This window comes from Geopsychrobacter electrodiphilus DSM 16401 (assembly GCF_000384395.1).
Taxonomy (GTDB): domain Bacteria; phylum Desulfobacterota; class Desulfuromonadia; order Desulfuromonadales; family Geopsychrobacteraceae; genus Geopsychrobacter; species Geopsychrobacter electrodiphilus.
Map to the genome: position 1 here is coordinate 3,889,768 of NZ_ARWE01000001.1, position 16,965 is coordinate 3,906,732.

At 54.1% G+C, this 16,965-nt stretch carries 18 protein-coding genes and 1 pseudogene; all 19 read left to right on the forward strand.

The annotated features are described in order from the left end of the window. The first annotated feature begins 18 nt into the window (after nt 1–18). The 19 genes and pseudogenes from ric (at nt 19) to D888_RS24930 (ending at nt 16,874) form a co-directional block, all read left to right on the forward strand. On the forward strand, nt 19–741 hold the full coding sequence (gene ric / locus D888_RS0118350; protein ID WP_020678035.1) for an iron-sulfur cluster repair di-iron protein: 723 nt from the start codon (nt 19–21) through the stop codon (nt 739–741). A gap of 527 nt (nt 742–1,268) precedes the next feature. Next, nucleotides 1,269–1,619, forward strand: a complete 351-nt coding sequence (locus tag D888_RS0118360; protein WP_020678036.1) for a hypothetical protein — start codon at nt 1,269–1,271, stop codon at nt 1,617–1,619. A gap of 178 nt (nt 1,620–1,797) precedes the next feature. Beyond that, a complete protein-coding gene (locus D888_RS23430) occupies nt 1,798–2,592 on the forward strand; it encodes a cytidylate kinase-like family protein (RefSeq protein ID WP_020678037.1) in 795 nt (264 codons plus the stop codon). 48 nt (nt 2,593–2,640) lie between these two features. Continuing rightward, nucleotides 2,641–2,787, forward strand: a pseudogene (locus D888_RS24925) (iron-sulfur cluster repair di-iron protein); the annotation flags it as partial. 59 nt (nt 2,788–2,846) lie between these two features. Further along, nucleotides 2,847–3,041, forward strand: coding sequence for a ferredoxin (locus D888_RS0118375; RefSeq protein ID WP_020678039.1), 195 nt, complete (start codon nt 2,847–2,849; stop codon nt 3,039–3,041). Between the two features lie 22 nt (nt 3,042–3,063). Continuing rightward, nucleotides 3,064–3,225 (forward strand): rubredoxin, encoded by a 162-nt coding sequence (locus tag D888_RS0118380; protein ID WP_020678040.1) that lies wholly within the window; start codon nt 3,064–3,066, stop codon nt 3,223–3,225. Between the two features lie 23 nt (nt 3,226–3,248). Next, entirely contained in the window at nt 3,249–4,583 is a 1,335-nt protein-coding gene (locus D888_RS0118385) for an FAD-dependent oxidoreductase (protein WP_020678041.1), read from the forward strand. Nucleotides 4,584–4,691: 108 nt separating this feature from the next. After that, nucleotides 4,692–5,915 (forward strand): NAD(P)/FAD-dependent oxidoreductase, encoded by a 1,224-nt coding sequence (locus D888_RS0118390; RefSeq protein ID WP_033423825.1) that lies wholly within the window; start codon nt 4,692–4,694, stop codon nt 5,913–5,915. A 155-nt stretch (nt 5,916–6,070) separates the two neighbouring features. Further along, a complete protein-coding gene (locus tag D888_RS0118395; protein ID WP_020678043.1) occupies nt 6,071–7,288 on the forward strand; it encodes a c-type heme family protein in 1,218 nt (405 codons plus the stop codon). A gap of 53 nt (nt 7,289–7,341) precedes the next feature. Beyond that, nucleotides 7,342–9,750 carry an acyl-CoA dehydrogenase gene (locus D888_RS0118400; protein ID WP_020678044.1) on the forward strand — a complete coding sequence of 803 codons (2,409 nt, stop codon included), beginning with the start codon at nt 7,342–7,344 and terminating at the stop codon, nt 9,748–9,750. A 183-nt stretch (nt 9,751–9,933) separates the two neighbouring features. Further along, on the forward strand, nt 9,934–10,191 hold the full coding sequence (locus D888_RS0118405; RefSeq protein ID WP_020678045.1) for a hypothetical protein: 258 nt from the start codon (nt 9,934–9,936) through the stop codon (nt 10,189–10,191). A gap of 84 nt (nt 10,192–10,275) precedes the next feature. Then, complete coding sequence (locus D888_RS0118410; protein ID WP_020678046.1) at nt 10,276–10,773, forward strand: ferritin-like domain-containing protein; 498 nt, start codon at nt 10,276–10,278, stop codon at nt 10,771–10,773. Between the two features lie 16 nt (nt 10,774–10,789). Beyond that, the gene (locus D888_RS0118415) at nt 10,790–11,155 is read left to right on the forward strand and encodes a DUF488 domain-containing protein (RefSeq protein ID WP_020678047.1); all 366 of its coding nucleotides are present in this window, start codon (nt 10,790–10,792) and stop codon (nt 11,153–11,155) included. A gap of 263 nt (nt 11,156–11,418) precedes the next feature. Then, nucleotides 11,419–12,027, forward strand: coding sequence for a TetR/AcrR family transcriptional regulator (locus D888_RS0118420; protein ID WP_020678048.1), 609 nt, complete (start codon nt 11,419–11,421; stop codon nt 12,025–12,027). Continuing rightward, nucleotides 12,024–13,169: an efflux RND transporter periplasmic adaptor subunit gene (locus D888_RS0118425; protein ID WP_020678049.1), complete on the forward strand. Its 1,146-nt coding sequence runs from the start codon at nt 12,024–12,026 to the stop codon at nt 13,167–13,169. The genes D888_RS0118420 and D888_RS0118425 overlap by 4 nt, the downstream gene beginning before the upstream one ends. After that, nucleotides 13,166–14,371 carry an ABC transporter permease gene (locus D888_RS0118430; RefSeq protein WP_020678050.1) on the forward strand — a complete coding sequence of 402 codons (1,206 nt, stop codon included), beginning with the start codon at nt 13,166–13,168 and terminating at the stop codon, nt 14,369–14,371. Before D888_RS0118425 ends, D888_RS0118430 begins: the two co-directional genes overlap by 4 nt. Before the next feature lies 1 nt (nt 14,372). Next, entirely contained in the window at nt 14,373–15,083 is a 711-nt protein-coding gene (locus tag D888_RS0118435; RefSeq protein WP_020678051.1) for an ABC transporter ATP-binding protein, read from the forward strand. A 30-nt stretch (nt 15,084–15,113) separates the two neighbouring features. Beyond that, nucleotides 15,114–16,556 (forward strand): efflux transporter outer membrane subunit, encoded by a 1,443-nt coding sequence (locus D888_RS0118440; protein WP_020678052.1) that lies wholly within the window; start codon nt 15,114–15,116, stop codon nt 16,554–16,556. 72 nt (nt 16,557–16,628) lie between these two features. Beyond that, the gene (locus D888_RS24930; protein WP_083928912.1) at nt 16,629–16,874 is read left to right on the forward strand and encodes a zinc-binding dehydrogenase; all 246 of its coding nucleotides are present in this window, start codon (nt 16,629–16,631) and stop codon (nt 16,872–16,874) included. Nucleotides 16,875–16,965: the final 91 nt, after the last annotated feature.

The window sequence follows — 16,965 nt, forward strand, 5'->3', positions numbered from 1 at the left end:
ACCGGGAGGTTCGTTCGCATGACAGAATCCAACAAAACTAAAGAAACCAACAAAACAATTGGCGAGTTCGTCGCCGAAGATTACCGGACCGCAGAGACCTTCGAGAAATATGGGATCGATTTCTGTTGTGGCGGACAGGCTACTCTCGCCACCACCTGCCGAGAGAAGGGCATTGATCTTGACAAGGTCCTGCAGGAAATTGAAGCTGCCAGAAAGGAACCGATTCACCGAAGTGAGAACTACGCAGCCTGGCCCCTGCCGTTTCTTATCGACTACATCGTCAACACCCATCACGTCTATCTCAAGGAGAATGATGAACAGATTGTCGCCTATGCACACAAGATCGCCGAGGTGCATGGCACCCATCATCCCGAGGTCATCGAAATCGCCAAAATCTTTGAGAAGATCGCCTCTGATATGGCAGCACACCTGATTGAGGAAGAAGAGATTTTCTTCCCAGCCATCAAGCGCGCCGAAGCGGCTGTCAGGAGTGGCGGCAAGCCCGACGCCAAGGACAGCGCTCTGATCAAGTCAGAGCTGGCTAAACTTCATCGCGAACACGAGCAAATCGGCGATGCCGTCCATAAAATTCGGCATCTCGCCAGGGATTATGCGATCCCGGCGGATGTCTGCAACACCTTTGTCGTCACCTACCGTAAACTCAAGGAGTTCGAGGATGATCTACACAAACACGTCCATCTCGAAAACAACATCCTCTTCTCAAACGCGCAACAACTTTAACCGGTAGCGAGGTCACGACCATATAAAAAGGAGAAAATGACGTGGCTAAACAAGCGTGGGTCGATCAGGATGAATGCATTAGTTAGTTGCGGTGCCTGCATTGACAAAGTTCCAGAGGTGTTGCGGTTTTCCAAAAACGTTAAGACCGAATGCTAAGATCCGAACGGAGCACCGGTGGAGGAGATGGAAAGCAATGCTATTGATGCCTGTCCGGTTTCATGCATTCATTGGAAAAAATATAATTCTGTTAGAGAAGCTTATCATGACCAAATCAATATAAAGATAAATTCACTGAAGCGGTACGAGAACAAGTGGATAAGTCGGCATTTATTCGTGGGAGTTGCAACAAAAAAATACTCTGTAGAGGAATCCGCGAAGCGTGGGATGATCTGTTGCGGCAGAACTCTCCAGCAACCAACTTAGGGATAGTTCAAGTTCTCTATATAGTTTTTGCGCTAAAATGGTAGGGGGATGTTGCTGCGTACCGGGATCTGGTGATGATTTCGCCTGCAGAAAGGACGATAGGTATGAAAAGTATCGATGAACTGAAACAAGCAAAACTGGATGGAAAGGTATTTATCAAATGGTGGCGTCGGGAGAATGACTTTGCCGATTATGAAACGATCGACCAATATATAGAAAGGGCCGGTCATGTTAAGGCCGAAAACTTTGTTCTTCTCGATATGGATGAAATGTGGGAACTAGTCAAAACTTGGAAGTCGTCGGGTTTGCGTTGTACCAAATCAAAAGATGGCGGAATGATTGAGTGGCAGCACACTGGTAAGGATGGACAACCTCGCACCCACACCTGTCCCTACAATGCCGAAAATATCATGACGATTTTTGATGTTGAAACCCGTGGAGATACAATCGTCTAGATTTGGGTGCGCTAGACTTTCGATGGTCGCTTGTAGCTTGAAGGCCGTTTTTCTGTTCCTAATACTGAGGGAGTGTGCCTGTTGCAATGGTTGACGGCGGACACGCTCTCCATGGGTGGATGCATGTGTCCTTTGATTTCCCCACCATGAATCCAGAAACCAACGGAGGATTAGACCCATGAGTATCATCGTAATATCTAGGGCCACCTTGACGGGCTCCACAGTCATCGCCGAGCGCGTGGCCAAGGAGTTGCAGATCCCTTGCATCAGCCGAGAAATCGTCGTCGAGGCGGCACAGAACGCCGGCGTATCATCAGAGATGGTCGAGGCGCGGATGAATCAAACCCCTTCGTTCTTCGATCACTACCCGGAGCGGGATGTCTACCTGTTACAGGTGCAAGCAGAGCTGTTCCGGCATGCTGCAGAGGGGAGCCTCGTGTACAAGGGTCATGGCGGCCACCTCCTGCTCTCTGAGGTGCCTAACCTCATTCGGGTGCACGTGGTAGCACCCATGCGGGTCCGAATCGCGGAGGCCCAAAAAGCCCTTGGACTCGACGCCAAAGAGGCCGAGAAACACATTCAACGCCTCGACTCGCAGCGGCAGAAATGGGTGCAATATCTCTACCGTACCGACTGGGACGACCCGTTGTCCTACGACCTTGTGATCAATCTCGATAAACTCAATGTCGGTGAAGCCAGCGAACTCGTGAATCAGACCGCCCGGCTTGCGTGCTTCGCCTGGACCGATGAGCGCAAGCAGAAGGTGGCCGACTTGGCGTTGGCCACGCGGGTCAAGGCGGATCTGGCCAGGGGCGGGGAGCTGTTCAACGGCATCCTTGAGATATCGGCGCAGGCAAACGTGCTTACCATTGATGGGCGTGTTCGGACCGAGCAGGCGCGAGAAGAGCTTTTAGCCGCGATCAAGCGGACTATCGGTGATGCAGAAATCCGTTTCAACGTGACCAGAGCCTAGAAAAGCGCGGATGAGGTCATACATGCGCAAACGAGTTGCGCCACCATGGATTATGCGATTCCGAAAGATGTCTGCAATACTTTCGTAGCCATATATCGCAAACTTCAGGAGTTCGGGGACGATTTGCGTAAGCATGTCCACCTCAAAGATAACATTCTATTTCTGAAGGAAACTCAACTGTATGGGGTGACATGAGGTCACCCTGAACAATGTGCCGACACGAGTCGGCAGAACCACCAAAAGGAGAAGAATTCATGGCCAAACAACCGTGGGTCGATCAAGAAGAGTGTATCAGTTGCGGCCTCTGCATTGACAATGTTCCGGGCGTATTCCGTTATGCCGATAACGGCAAGGCCGAATGCTACGATCCAAACGGAGCATCGGAGGAGGAGATCGAAAGCAACGCTATCGATGCCTGCCCCGTTTCATGTATTCACTGGAAAGAATGAAATTCTGTCAGAGGAGCTGATCATGCAAAAGTACCAATGCACCGTATGCAATTATATCTATGACCCTGCTGTAGGCGACATCGGACAGGGGGTGGTAGCGGGAACCCCCTTCGACAAACTTCCCGAAGGCTGGGTCTGCCCGGAATGCGGGGTAGGAAAGGACATGTTCGAACCACTGGACTGACCTGACAAAAAAAGAGGTGCTCTATGAAAGTCGTCATCATCGGAGGTATCGCCGCCGGCCTGTCGGCGGCAAGCCAGATAAAACGACAGGCTGTTGACGCGCAGGTTGTAGTGTTGGAGAAAGGTGGCGATGTTTCCTACGCCGCCTGTGGCATGCCTTACAATCTTTTCTTTCGCGACACTGCGGTGGAAGCTTTGTATGCCATGAGTTTGGACAGCATCGTTGGCACGCGCAGAATCGATTATCGACTGCGTAGCGAGGTGACGTCCATCAATCCGGAGCGGCAGGTGGTTCAAGTGATAGACTACGCAGGTGACAAGGAGTATGAGGAAGGCTATGACTTTCTTGTATATGCGACGGGTAGCCGCTCCAAGCAACTCAGCCTTCCGGGATTCGATGATGAAGACGTCTTCTATTTTAAGACCTTGGGAGATACTCGGCGGATCAAGACCTTTCTTTATGGTCGTTCACCCCGATCCGCCCTGCTCGTTGGAGCCGGATACACGAATTTGGAAATGTCCGATGTCCTCAGCAATATGAAGGTCAAACCGATTATTGTTGAAAAAGCCTCCACGATTCTCCCAGCTTTCTGCGGCGCAATTCGGGAAAAAGTTGAGGAAAAGCTACGCGATAAAGATGTTGAATTCTTCACCGACGTGGACGTTTACGAGAAAGCCGGCAACATCATTAAGACCTCTGCTGGTGATTTCATAACCGATTTAGTGGTCGCTTCGCCTGGGATTCAACCTGCCTCAGAACTTTTCGAAGCCGCTGGTGGTGAGCTAGGGGTCGCCTCTGCAGCCAAAGTCGACAGATTCCTGCGCACGAACCTCCCAAATGTCTTCGCAGCAGGCGACTGTGCCGAGCACTATGTGCGACAACTCCGACGAAATTCCTACATGCCGTTGGGGCCGGTCGCCAATAAACAGGGAAGACTGGCCGGCAGCAACATCACAAATCCCGATAAAATGCGTGAATTCTACGGTATCGACCAGACTGCCGTCTTCAAATTCTTCGATCTCACCATCGGCACAACTGGCTTGAATGAAAGACAGTTACAGGACAGCAAATTTGATTATGTCACGACCATCGTGGATAGCGATACTCGGGGTATGTTTTCTGGCGGTGGACGGATGCGGATTGTTTTATTTGTTGAGAAAGGAAGCGGGCTCCTGCATGGGGCTCAGATGATTGGCCAGGACGTGGTGGCTAAACGAATCGACGTGTTGGCGACGGCGATCTACAAAGGGATGACTGTTTTCGAAATCGCAGAACTGGACCTTAGTTACGCACCGCCCTATGCCCCGGTTTGGGACCCGTTACTGGTGGCGGCTAATCAGGCGATAAAAGCTATATAGCCCGCGCCTTAAGCACTCGACATCAACAACGGTGAAGGTTCGGCAGCCAGCAACCCGACAATGGAGGAGATTCTTCCTTCCATCAGGGCCATCAAGGGAAGGTATTATTTGAAAAAACAGCAATATGAAAAACTTAGGCATATTGTTGTCGTTGGCGCAGGGTACGGTGGCATTACCGCCGTTTTGCGACTGGCAAAGAAACTGCGACACCAGAATGAAGTTCAAATTCACCTGGTCGACAAGAATAGCTACCACTTGCTAAAAACTCAGTTACACGAAGCGGCAGTGGGAAAAAGGGAGGTCGCCATCCCAATTGAACACCTGCTCCGCAGGCGGAGAATACTTTTCCATCTGGAAAAGGTCAAAAGCATAGATCCCGATCAGCAAATTATCCACTTTCAGAAGGGTCATCTGGCCTTCGACTTTCTTGTTCTGGCTCTTGGGAGTAAGACAAACTTCTATGGAATTCCCGGGTTAAAGGAACATGCGTTCACTCTCGAAACATTAACCGATGCGCAAAGAATTCATGAGCATATCGCTAGGAACTGTGCACTGGCAGCATCAGAACCTGAAAGCAAACGACGCAAAAACCTGCTGCGATTCATAGTTGGAGGCGGAGGACTTACCGGAGTGGAAGTTGCTGCCGAGTTCGCAGATCTCGTAGTGAAATGCACCATCGATTACAGAGTGAGCCTCGCCGATGCTGAGATCGTCCTGATTGAGGCAGGACAGCATTTGGTACCGCATTTAGGTGAAGCGCTTTCAGCAAAAATCAGCAAAGAGTTATCCGCAAAAGGGGTAAGTATAATGTCCGGGACAAAAGTACTGGCCCTGACTGCGGACGCTGTTACTCTGTCCTCAAACATGACCCTGGAGACCAAGACGTTTGTCTGGACAGGAGGAGTTCACATTGCTGATATTTTCCAGGATAAAAAAATAAAAACTGGCCGCTTGGGCAGGATTCGGGTTGATGCCTGTCTTCGTGCTGAGAATTATCCCTTTATTTACGCCATCGGGGACAATGCTCTGGCCATGAATCCGGAAACTGGCCAGCCTGTCCCTACGGCCGCACAGTTTGCATTGCAACAAGGAAGACTGGTTGCCGATAACATCTACGCCTATATCACAGGGAAGAGCTGTAAACCCTATGCACCTCGGGTCATCGGTGAGGTCGTCAGCTTGGGTGGTCATCTCGCCGTCGGCTGGATGGCCCTTCCTTTGCTGAAAAAAATCACTTTTGTCGGTTTCTTGGGAAGCCTGATAAAAGCAGCCATCCAAAGAAAGCACATCCTGTTGTTGCGGAAAGAAAGCCGCAACTGGAGCATGCGCTAATGACATCAATAGGGTGAAGGAGTCTAACGGTCTTGGGGCTGAGAATGGTACGAAACCAAGCAACGGACCACTGGGACTTTGGTAAAACAATGGTACCGAAAAGTATTATTTGAACATATGAAAAAACGATTACTCGGGGAAGCGAAGGTCTGCCAATGAAATGGTTTCATGACTTGAAAATCAACACCAAGCTGAACTTGATCCTTTCGGCTCTACTAATCGGCCTCTTTTTACTGACCGGTCTGTTGACCTACCGAGATCAACGGGCCATGCTCCTGAATGTGGCTTTGGAGCATGCACGCAGCATCGCCACCCAGGTCATCGAAACCAGAAATTACATGGCCGAGGTGGTTCGCGATGAACCGGAAAAAAACTATGCCCTGATTCCCGAAGCGGTCGCAACGGGAGTTGCCAAAAGGTTAACCAGCGGCGGTCCTTATTATGTGCGACAAATCTCGGAAAGATATCGCAACCCGAACAATCGGCCAGATACCTATGAGGCGGCTCAATTAAAGGTGTTTTCCGGGAGTACGGCAAAAGAAACCTACCAGACAACTAGGCACGAGGGAAAACAGGTATTTCGCTATTTTCGCGAAATGGTGGCGGAAGAGCCCTGTTTGCGTTGCCATGGAGCCTATGAAAAAGCACCAAATTTTGTGCAGGAGCGGTTCCCCCCTGGACACCCCTCTTACAATTACAAACTTGGTGAAATTATTGGGGCCGTTTCGGTCAGTGTCCCGCTGACAGAGCTGTTCGGTGGCCTCGGCAATAACCTGTTTCATGAGCTTCTTTCTCGCCTCGTAATACTGCTGCTGGTTTTTTCTGCAGTAGCCATATTGATCAAGAGGTTCATCACCAATCCGGTCAAACTTGCTTCGGCCACTATGTGCCAGGTTGCCAAGACTGGCAGTCTTTCGGAAAGAATTTCCGTCAGCGCTTCAAGGGATGAAATTGGCGAACTCTTCACCAGTTTCAATGAAATGATGGAAACCCTGAATCGTACTGAAATTCAGCGACAGGAATCTGAAGATCGCTACCGCAACCTGGTTGAGTCGGCAGCGGCGGGTATTGTTACTTTCCTGGCAAACGGCAAGATTGTCATATCAAACCATCTGGCAGAGAGTTTCTTCGCGGTGTCTAAACAGGAACTTCTTGGTCAGACCATTTTTGACTTTTTTGAAAAAGGCGAAATGCTGAAACAGAAGATTGTCGATCATGCTCCAGAAGACAACAGCGCTTGGACAGGTGAAGCCATTAAGGACAGAATCCGCAGCAGGAACAGTCAACTGATTGACGTGGAAGTGACGTTGATCCTGGCGTCAGCAACCGACCATGTCCCAATGTATACCGTCCTGATAACGGAGAGAGCATAGCGTTTCTAGCCATTAACAATGCTCCTGATCAAGGGAGAGAATGAGAGGTTGATATGGTTCTGATCCTTTTGCTCCTTTTAGTGCTGTTTTTTGTTCTGGCCTATTTTCGAGCTCCATTACGAATCTGGTCTCTCGCATGGCTCATCGCATCTGGTTCGATCAGTTATCTAACGTGCGGACCGACGACGCAGACACTTGGCCTGGTCGCCGGGTCGCTGATCCTGGTAGGAATCATAAATTTCACTCCTCTGCGATTGAATCTGCTCAGCCGCCCCCTGTTCATCATCTTCAAACGCATGTTGCCCCCACTGTCGGATACCGAACGCGAGGCTCTGGAGTCAGGTACCGTCGGCTGGGATGGCGAACTTTTTAGCGGCAGACCCGACTGGCATGAACTTTTTTCCCTGCCCGTCCTCTCACTGACCGAAGCGGAGCAGGATTTTCTGGAAGGACCGGTCGAAGAACTCTGCCGGATGCTCGACGACTGGCAAATTGTCGCCCAGGACAAGGACCTTCCGCCCGCAGTCTGGCAATTTCTCAAGGAGCAGCGCTTCTTCGGCATGATCATCCCGCTGCAGTATGGCGGCCACGGCTTTTCCGCCTTGGCTCACTCGGCGGTGATCATGAAAATTTCCAGCCGAAGCATCACCGCAGCGGTTACAGCGATGGTTCCGAACTCGCTCGGGCCGGCAGAGCTGCTGCTCCAGTATGGAACCGAAGCGCAAAAGGATTTTTACCTGCCACGCCTGGCCCGGGGAGAAGAGGTCCCCTGCTTTGCCCTAACCGGCCCCGAAGCAGGGAGTGATGCGGCGGCGATGCCTGACCGTGGGATTGTTTGCCGGGGGGATTTTGCGGGGGAAGAGATCATCGGAATCCGCCTGAACTGGGAAAAACGCTACATCACCCTGGGACCGGTGGCCACCCTGCTCGGGCTGGCCTTCAAGCTTTCCGACCCGGACCATCTGCTGGGAGACAAAGAGGAACTCGGCATTACTCTGGCTTTAATCCCGACGGACACCCAGGGCATCACCATCGGCAGTCGACACGATCCCCTCGGCATCCCTTTCCAGAACGGGCCCAACTGGGGCAAGGACGTCTTCATCCCCCTCGACTGGATTATCGGCGGCACCGAACGCGCTGGTCAGGGTTGGCGGATGTTGATGGAAAGTCTCGGGGTCGGTCGCTCTATCTCGCTGCCGGCACTGAGCACTGGTGCGGGTAAATTGGCCTGCCGTGCCACCGGCGGCTACGCCCGCATCCGCCGCCAATTTCGCGTGCCGATCGGCCGGATGGAAGGGGTCGAGGAAGCCCTGACACGCATTGCTGGCCTGACCTACCAGATGGAAGCCGCCCGCGTTCTGACCTGTGCCGCAGTAGATCGTGGCGAGAAGCCGACGGTTCTCTCGGCAATCGTCAAATACAACCTAACTGAACGCATGCGCAAGGTTATTAATGACGCTATGGACGTACAAGGGGGCAGCGGGATCTGCCTCGGGCCACGCAACTATCTGGCCCGTGCCTATCAGTCGATCCCCATCGGCATTACCGTTGAAGGAGCCAATATCCTGACGCGCACCCTGATCATCTTCGGCCAGGGCGCGATCCGCAGCCACCCTTATGTTCTCAAGGAGATGCAGGCGGTCTCCAACCCGGATCCTGGCGTCGGGTTGCGCCAGTTCGATCAATCATTCTTTGCCCATTTTGGCTTCACCATCAGCACCGCAGTGCGTGCGCTCTGGTCGGGTTTGACCGGCGGCTTGCTGCTGAAGGTTCCGGACGATCCTTGCCGTCGCCAACTCCAAAAAACCACCCGGCTCAGCAGTGCCTTTGTGTTGACAGCCGACACGGCAATGCTGATTTTAGGTGGAACCCTCAAACGCAAGGAGAAGCTTTCCGGGCGCCTGGCGGACATCCTGTCCAACCTGTATCTGATCTCGGCGGTGGTGAAACAGTTTGCCGATCGAGGGCATCCCGTTGAAGAAAAGCCGTTGGTCGACTGGGCCTGTGCCGAAAGCTTCCGTGCCATAGATACTGCTTTCCTCGGATTCTTCCGCAACTTCCCCAACCGGCCGATCGCCTGGCTGCTGCGGCTGGCAACCTTTCCCCTCGGCATCCGTGCATCCGCTCCAAGCGATCAACTCGGCCACCAGGTCGCCAAGCTGCTTATGGAGCCCGGTGCAACGCGAGATCGCTTGACGCATGGAATTTTTGTCCCGCTTGAACTGAACGAACCGCTGGGCCGCATCGAGGATGCTCTCCCCAAGGTGATCGCCGCCGAAGCGGCCGAAAAGAAAATTCGCCAGGGATACAACCGTGGAGAACTCCCCAGGCAGAATGAACCAAACCTGGCCGCAGCCACGGCGGCCGGGATTATATCTGCGGCAGAGCAAGAGCTGATAATTGCAGCCGAAGCGGCGCGGCGCGAAGTGATCCGTGTCGATGATTTTCCGCAGGAGGCTTAGCGGCGAGTTGTTCCACGAGCGCTCTGATTCCTGGCCAGATTCCTTGATCCTGCTCGCAGACTCCAGCTATGCGGAAGTCTTAAACAGAATTTTCTCTGGTAGAATGTTAATACGAGTTCCGCCCGAGACCGGAGCTAGCTGATTGGTACCATCACCTGGAAATTATTGAAAGGAGCCATGATTATGTTGGGACTGCTTATCAAGGACAAGATCCGCTGGCAGGACAAATGGTCGGCTGAAATTGGCCAACGCTTCAGTATCCACGACAGCACTGACAACCTGTTCATCTTCGAAGATGGTTGTATCAGAGAAGAGATCATGGCTGTTATTGGGAAGGTCCCAGAGGGCATTTACGAACTCTTCGAGGTGGAGGCTGCCCCCAAGGATCAGTGCGACTACATGGCTGACTCCGGTCAGTGCTTCGACCGGACAAAACGCTAAATTGACCAGTAACTATAGGCCAAGACGTTGGTCCTTTGTGGTCGAACTTGAAACTAAAAATTTGAACGCAGAAAGGAAATTGTTATGTTTGAAAATGTCGATGTGCAAGAGGCGATAAAACGCTCTATTCAAACAGAAAAGTACGCCCGGGACTTTTACCTGCTGTGCGCAAAGCACATGAAAAACCTAGAGGCATGCAGAACCTTCGAACTATTGGCAGCTGAAGAAGTCGAGCACGCCAAAACGTTCTATGACATCTACCAGGGAGACGATCTCCCCGATTTTGCAGAGTACATGAAACTCGAATCCGCGCCGGACAGCGACTGGTTAACTGACCTGGAAAGAGCGCTGATGGAGGGCCTCAACGAACGGAAGGCGATGGAACTTGCCCTGGACAAGGAACTGAAATTAGAGAAGGCATTACGGACTCTGGTTGAAAAAATTTCCGATGAGGCCGTGCGTGCTGTCTTTATCAGCAACGCCGACTCAACTCATCAACATTACGAATTGATCGAGTCGGAGTATGCACGTCTTATGAGGATGGTGCATGAAACCGACATGGACACCTACGTACGCGAATGAAAAAACGGCATATTCAATGCTGATTCGTCTGAAAAGAGCCTACGACCCGCCTGAAGACACTGATGGATTGCGAATTCTGGTTGATCGCCTTTGGCCGCGGGGAATCAGCAAGGAAAAACTGAGACTTGACGGTTGGGAGAAAGCTCTTGCCCCCAGCAGCACACTGCGCAAGTGGTTCGCTCACGAACCGAACAAATGGGAAGCGTTCAGGCATTTCTACTTCGAAGAACTGAATGGCCACGGCGAAGAGGCGACGAACCTGCTCTCTCGAGCAGAGCACTCCAGATTGACTCTAATTTATGCGGCCAGAGATGTGCGGCATAACCACGGCATAGTGCTTAAGGAATTTCTGGAGAAGATGGTTAAGGACCGCAACAAATAGAGACTATTGACCCGTTGATAGCACAGTGCCATGAGGATTTACTCCGTTTGTTCTTTTGAAAACGTTCCCCTCCAACTTCTCTTGTGATCCAATCTCTTCGAGTGTCTCAAGCAGCAGATGATTCAATTCTCAAATAAAATCAAAGCCCCCCTTAGATAGAAGTCGACGCGCAGACTTATTTTTTGCGAATCTCAATATCCCCCTTGACAAAATCCACGGACTCCGTAAAGATAGTAATCAATTACTATCTTTACGGAGTCGCTATGAATATCCGAAAAAAAAATCTCCCAGCGGCGGAACGCCGAGCGGTGACGGTCAAGGTGGTGGTCGAGCTGGCTGCAGAGCAAAACCCCAGCGATATCACTACCGCGGCAATTGCCAAGCGCATGGGCCTGACCCAAGGCGCCCTGTTTCGCCACTTTCCTAACAAAGACGCAATTCTGCAGACCGTGATGGAGTGGGTGTCTGAGCGGTTGCTGTCCCGGGTGGATAAGGCGGTGCAGGCGGCGCCGTCACCGCTTGCCGCGCTGGAAGCCATGTTCCTGGCCCACGTGGAGTTTGTCGTCGAGCATCCCGGGGTTCCCCGCATGCTCTTTGGTGAATTGCAGCGCGCTGAGGAGACGGGTCCCAAGCGCATGGTGCAGACGCTCATCCAGCGTTATGGAGAGCGATTGAGGCGTTTGCTCGAGGAAGGCAAGACACGCGGCGAACTGGATGCCCATCTTGACACCGAAGCTTCGGCCATCCTCTTCATCGGCACAGTCCAGGGGTTGGTAATGCAATCGCTGTTGGCTGGCGATATCGGCCGCATCCGTCATGACGCGCCGCGGGTCTTTGCCATCTATCATCGCGGTATCAGGAGAGTGCAATGAGATTCCCTATCCAGAAACGCACCTTGGCCATACTGGTCGTGCTGTTACCCCTGCTGGCTCTCTTTGTCTATGTCGCCCTTCGTTCGGGGCCGCTCGCACCGGTTCCGGTGACGGTGACCAGGGTGGAAAACCAATCGATTGCGCCGGCACTCTTCGGTATCGGCACGGTCGAGGCCCGCTACACCTTCAAGATCGGTCCCACCTTCGCCGGGCGGATCAAGCGCCTGGATGTTCAGGTAGGGGATCGGGTCAAGGCCGGGCAGCTCCTCGGCGAAATGGACCCGGTGGATCTCGACCAGCGCATCCGGGCTCAGGATGCCGCACTTAAGCGCGCCGCGGCCCAACTGAGTGAGGCTCAAGCCCGTCAGGCTTACGCACAAACACAGGCCCGACGTTATGCAGAGTTGCTTGCAGCACGCTCGACCAGCGAAGAGATCCTTAGCGGCAAGAAACATGAGCTGCAGGTCGCTGAGGCTGGTCTGAATGCGGCACGTGAAGAATCAGTCCGTGTCCGCGCTGAACGTGACGCTTTGATCGCGCAGCTAAAGAACCTCTCCCTTATCGCCCCGGTTGACGGCCTGGTGACCCTACGTAATGCAGAGCCAGGGACCACCCTGGTGGCTGGCCAATCGGTGGTGGAGCTGATCGACCCGCAGAACCTGTGGGTCAATGTACGCTTCGATCAGATTAATGCCCGGGGGCTGAGCGCCAACCTCGCGGCTCAAATCGTCTTACGCACGCAGGCGAGAGCAGTCCAAGGCAGCATCCTGCGGGTGGAACCCCTGGCTGACGCGGTGACCGAGGAAATACTCGCCAAGGTGGAGTTCGACCAGATCCCCGAAACGCTGCCAGCAGTCGGAGAACTGGCCGAGGTGACCGTTGCCTTGCCGGCGCTTGCGGCTGCACCGGTCATCCCCAATGCAGCCATTCAGCGCATCGCCGGTCAGTTGGGTGTCTGGCAGGTCGCAAGTGGCGATCTGCACTTCACAACCGTCACCTTGGGTGCCGCCGATCTGGAGGGTCATGTCCAGATAAGCGAAGGGCTGGAAGTCGGTGATCAGGTGGTCGTCTACAGCGCAAAAACCTTAACTCCGCGCAGCAGTATCGATGTGGTTGAGCAGATCCCAGGGGTGCCGCGATGATCAGCCTGGCTGGCCGTGACATCATGCACGCCTGGGGCAAGTTCGTCTTTACCGGCGTGGGTCTTGGGCTGCTTATCGGCGTGACACTGTCGATGGCGGGCATTTACCGCGGCATGGTGGATGACGGCAAAGCGTTGCTCGACAACAGCCGTGCAGATCTCTGGGTAGTGCAACAGGGCACCCTCGGTCCCTACGCCGAACCATCGAGCATCTACGATAATGCATGGCGCGGCATCCGCGCCATGCCGGGGGTAGCGCAAACGGCCAATGTCACCTATCTCACCATGCAGGTGCGCCAGGGCGAACGCGACGTGCGGTCGATGGTCACCGGCATTACGGCCGGCGATCCCGGCACCCCCGGCTGGCCGCCATATCTCGTCGCCGGAAGGCAGATCACCCGTGGCCATTACGAAGCGGTGGCCGATATCGCCACCGGCTTCAAGCTAGGTGATCGTCTGCAGATCCGTCGCAACCACTACAGAGTGGTCGGCCTGACCCGAAGGATGGTCTCTTCCGGCGGCGATCCGATGGTCTTTATTCCACTCAAGGATGCTCAGGAAGCCCAGTTTCTCAAAGACAATGACGCCATTTTGCAGCAGCGCCGCCGCACAGTCGCCAACCCAAACTTCAATCGGCCGCAGGTCCCGGGACTGCTCGAAGCTGTCATCGGATTGCAAAGCACCAACGCTTACGTCAACGCCGTTTTGGTGCAGGTTGCAGCAGGTCATGACTCCGACGAGGTGGCGCAATCAATCCGGCGCTGGAAGCGGCTGACGGTTTATACCCGCAGCCAGATGGAGGAGATCCTCATCGGTAAACTGATCGCCACTTCGGCGAAACAGATCGCCATGTTTCTGGTTATACTTTCGATTGTCAGCGCGGCCATTGTCGCCTTCATCATCTACACCCTGACCCTCGGCAAGATCCGGGAGATCGCGGTGCTTAAACTGATCGGCACCCGCAATCGCACCATTGCCGCCATGATCATGCAGCAGTCGGTCGCCCTGGGGGTGATCGGATTTGTGGTCGGCAAGATTTCGGCCACCTTGCTGATGGCGCCAATCTTTCCCAAATACGTGCTGTTGGAACCGGTCGACTCGGTGATCGGCTTCGTCGCCGTGGTGGTGATCTGCATTCTCGCAAGCATCTTCGCAATTCGCGCTGCCCTCAAGGTCGATCCGGCCGAGGCCATTGGAGGCTAATATGTCTGGCAAAGGGATTCGTATCGAAGGGTTGAAAAAACGCTATGGTCGCGGTGACACCGCCGTCGATGCCCTAAAAGGCGTGGACATGCAGGTCGCCCCAGGTGAAGTTGTCGGGCTGGTCGGACCTTCGGGGTCCGGCAAGAGCACCTTGCTCAAGTGCTTGGGCGCGGTGATCGAACCAACTGCCGGTCGGATGATTCTCGGCGACGAGGTGATCTATGACGGCGGTTGGAAGGTGAAAGACTTGCGGGCCCTACGGCGTGACCGCATCGGCTTTATTTTTCAGGCGCCCTATCTCATCCCCTTTCTCGATGTCACCGATAACGTCGCCCTGCTGCCGATGCTCGCCGGGAGACCTAACGGCGAGTCGCGCATGCGGGCAATCGAACTGTTCAAAGCGCTCGATGTGGAGCATCGCGCCAAGGCGATGCCCCCGCAGCTTTCCGGCGGAGAACAGCAACGGGTGGCGATTGCCCGCGGGCTGGTCAATCGCCCACCGGTGATCCTTGCCGATGAACCGACCGCGCCCCTCGACAGCGAACGGGCGCTGGCGGTGATTCGGATTCTGAACGATATGGCGCGCAAATTCGAGACTGCGATCATCGTCGTCACCCATGACGAAAAGATCATGCCGACCTTCAAGCGGATCTATCACATCCGCGATGGCGTGACCTACGAAGAAGCCGGCGAAGGTCGAAGTTTCGAGTGAGGTTTAACCTGTTGAAAGCGAGAGAAGCCAATGAAACATCAACGAATTTATAGAATTATCACTTCAGTTTTCGTGACCGGTCTACTGGCTGGATGCGCCGCCGGTCCCGATTTTAAACGTCCGATAGCACCCGCTGTGGCGGCCTACACCGCTGCCCCGTTGCCGGGCCTTACAACCTCAGCCCCCACGGAGTTGGGTGAATCACAGCGGTTGGTCGAGGGAGAGACGGTCAACCCCCAATGGTGGCAAGAATTTGGTTCAGCCAGGCTTGATACCCTCATCGCTGAAGCCTTGCAGGCCAACCCGACCCTGACTTCGGCAAGGGCCACTTTACGGCAGGCGCAAGAACGTTATGCAGCCCAGTCTGGCTCGACCCTGTATCCGCAGGCTGAAGCCAATCTCACCGGCCAGCGCCAGCGATTCAACCCCAATTCCTCGGGGCTGCCGGGCGACGCTCGGGAATTCGATCTGTACAATGCCAGCGTCGGCGTGCACTACAATCTCGACCTGGCTGGAGGCAACCGGCGCGCCCTGGAAGCCTTGGCCGCTCGCAGCGACTATCAGCGCTACCAACTGGCAGGCGCACGGCTGACGCTGGTGGGCAATATTGTCACCACCGCCGTCACCCAGGCCAGGTTTTCCGCGCAAATGCGGGCCACCGAAGGCATCCTTCACGCCCAGGAAGAGCAGCTAAAGCTGACCGGAGAGCGGGTACGACTCGGCCAGGCTGCCCCTAACGAGGAGCTTCCCCTGAAAACCCAGCTGGAGCAGACCCGCGCAAGCATTCCGCTGCTGCGCAATCAATTCCAACAGAGCGAGCACCTGCTGGCCGTGCTCGCGGGCACGGCGCCAGGCACAAGCGGCTCGCCATCCTTCGCCCTGCAGGAGTTTACCCTGCCGGCCGCTCTGCCGCTGAGCGTTCCATCCGAACTGGTCCGCTCGAGCCCGGACATTCAGGCCGCCGAGGCGCTGCTGCATGCAGCCAATGCAGAATACGGCGTGGCGGTCGCTAATCTCTATCCGCAACTCAACCTTAGCGCCAATCTCGGTTCGCAGGCCTTGACGACCGGGGCCTTATTCGGCAGTGGTTCGGCGATCTGGGCTCTGGTTGGCCAACTGACACAACCTCTATTCAATCCCGGCCTGCCTGCAGAAAAACGGGCGACACTGGCCGCCTTCGATGCAGCGGCGGCGAATTACCAAAGCGTCGTCCTCGAATCTTTGCGCAATGTGGCCGATGTGCTGTGCGAACTGGAGAACAACACCCAGCGGTTGACTGCACTCTCTGTCGCCGATGCCGCGGCCCAGAATTCCCTCAAATCGATACAGCGCCAGTACGAGCTGGGCGCGGCCAGCTATGTCCAGTTACTCATCGCGCAACAGCAGGTGCAACAGACCCAAATTGATCTGATTGAGGCCCAGGCACGGCGCCTTCTCGATAGCACCGCATTATTTCTGGCTATGGGCGGTTGAAAACCACATTTAAGAAAGGCAAACCGAGTTGAGGCCGTTGGTTTCAATTCTACTGACGTTGTAGTTGATCTCGTGGCGGGTAAAAAGTGGTCGCAATATTTAAAGGTCTTCCATCCAGGTGGACGATATGCTGTGGCTGGAGCTATTGCGGGTCCACTGGTAGAGCTAAACATTAGAACGCTCTATCTGAAAGGCCTGAGTCTGTTCGGTTGCACCGTCCTTGGTTCAGAAGTTTTCAAGAACTTGATAACTCTCATTGAACAAGGGGCTGTATCTCCTGAAATTGTAAAGACGTTCGCTCTGGACCCTAACGGTTAGGCCAAGGTGATGTTTGGGGATGAGAAGTTTTTCGGAAAAATTGTATTCAGTATTTGAATAATTGTCTTCAAATATAGGGTGCTACATATCT

What these genes read in the sequence shown, in the direction of transcription:
- D888_RS0118440 (WP_020678052.1), top strand. Translation starts at nt 15,114, where the DNA reads ATGAAACATCAACGAATTTATAGAATTATCACTTCAGTTTTCGTGACC.
- D888_RS23430 (WP_020678037.1), top strand. Translation starts at nt 1,798, where the DNA reads ATGAGTATCATCGTAATATCTAGGGCCACCTTGACGGGCTCCACAGTC.
- D888_RS0118395 (WP_020678043.1), top strand. Translation starts at nt 6,071, where the DNA reads ATGAAATGGTTTCATGACTTGAAAATCAACACCAAGCTGAACTTGATC.
- ric (WP_020678035.1), top strand. Translation starts at nt 19, where the DNA reads ATGACAGAATCCAACAAAACTAAAGAAACCAACAAAACAATTGGCGAG.
- D888_RS0118410 (WP_020678046.1), top strand. Translation starts at nt 10,276, where the DNA reads ATGTTTGAAAATGTCGATGTGCAAGAGGCGATAAAACGCTCTATTCAA.
- D888_RS0118375 (WP_020678039.1), top strand. Translation starts at nt 2,847, where the DNA reads ATGGCCAAACAACCGTGGGTCGATCAAGAAGAGTGTATCAGTTGCGGC.
- D888_RS0118405 (WP_020678045.1), top strand. Translation starts at nt 9,934, where the DNA reads ATGTTGGGACTGCTTATCAAGGACAAGATCCGCTGGCAGGACAAATGG.
- D888_RS0118385 (WP_020678041.1), top strand. Translation starts at nt 3,249, where the DNA reads ATGAAAGTCGTCATCATCGGAGGTATCGCCGCCGGCCTGTCGGCGGCA.
- D888_RS0118380 (WP_020678040.1), top strand. Translation starts at nt 3,064, where the DNA reads ATGCAAAAGTACCAATGCACCGTATGCAATTATATCTATGACCCTGCT.
- D888_RS0118415 (WP_020678047.1), top strand. Translation starts at nt 10,790, where the DNA reads ATGCTGATTCGTCTGAAAAGAGCCTACGACCCGCCTGAAGACACTGAT.
- D888_RS0118360 (WP_020678036.1), top strand. Translation starts at nt 1,269, where the DNA reads ATGAAAAGTATCGATGAACTGAAACAAGCAAAACTGGATGGAAAGGTA.
- D888_RS0118430 (WP_020678050.1), top strand. Translation starts at nt 13,166, where the DNA reads ATGATCAGCCTGGCTGGCCGTGACATCATGCACGCCTGGGGCAAGTTC.
- D888_RS0118400 (WP_020678044.1), top strand. Translation starts at nt 7,342, where the DNA reads ATGGTTCTGATCCTTTTGCTCCTTTTAGTGCTGTTTTTTGTTCTGGCC.
- D888_RS0118420 (WP_020678048.1), top strand. Translation starts at nt 11,419, where the DNA reads ATGAATATCCGAAAAAAAAATCTCCCAGCGGCGGAACGCCGAGCGGTG.
- D888_RS0118435 (WP_020678051.1), top strand. Translation starts at nt 14,373, where the DNA reads ATGTCTGGCAAAGGGATTCGTATCGAAGGGTTGAAAAAACGCTATGGT.
- D888_RS0118425 (WP_020678049.1), top strand. Translation starts at nt 12,024, where the DNA reads ATGAGATTCCCTATCCAGAAACGCACCTTGGCCATACTGGTCGTGCTG.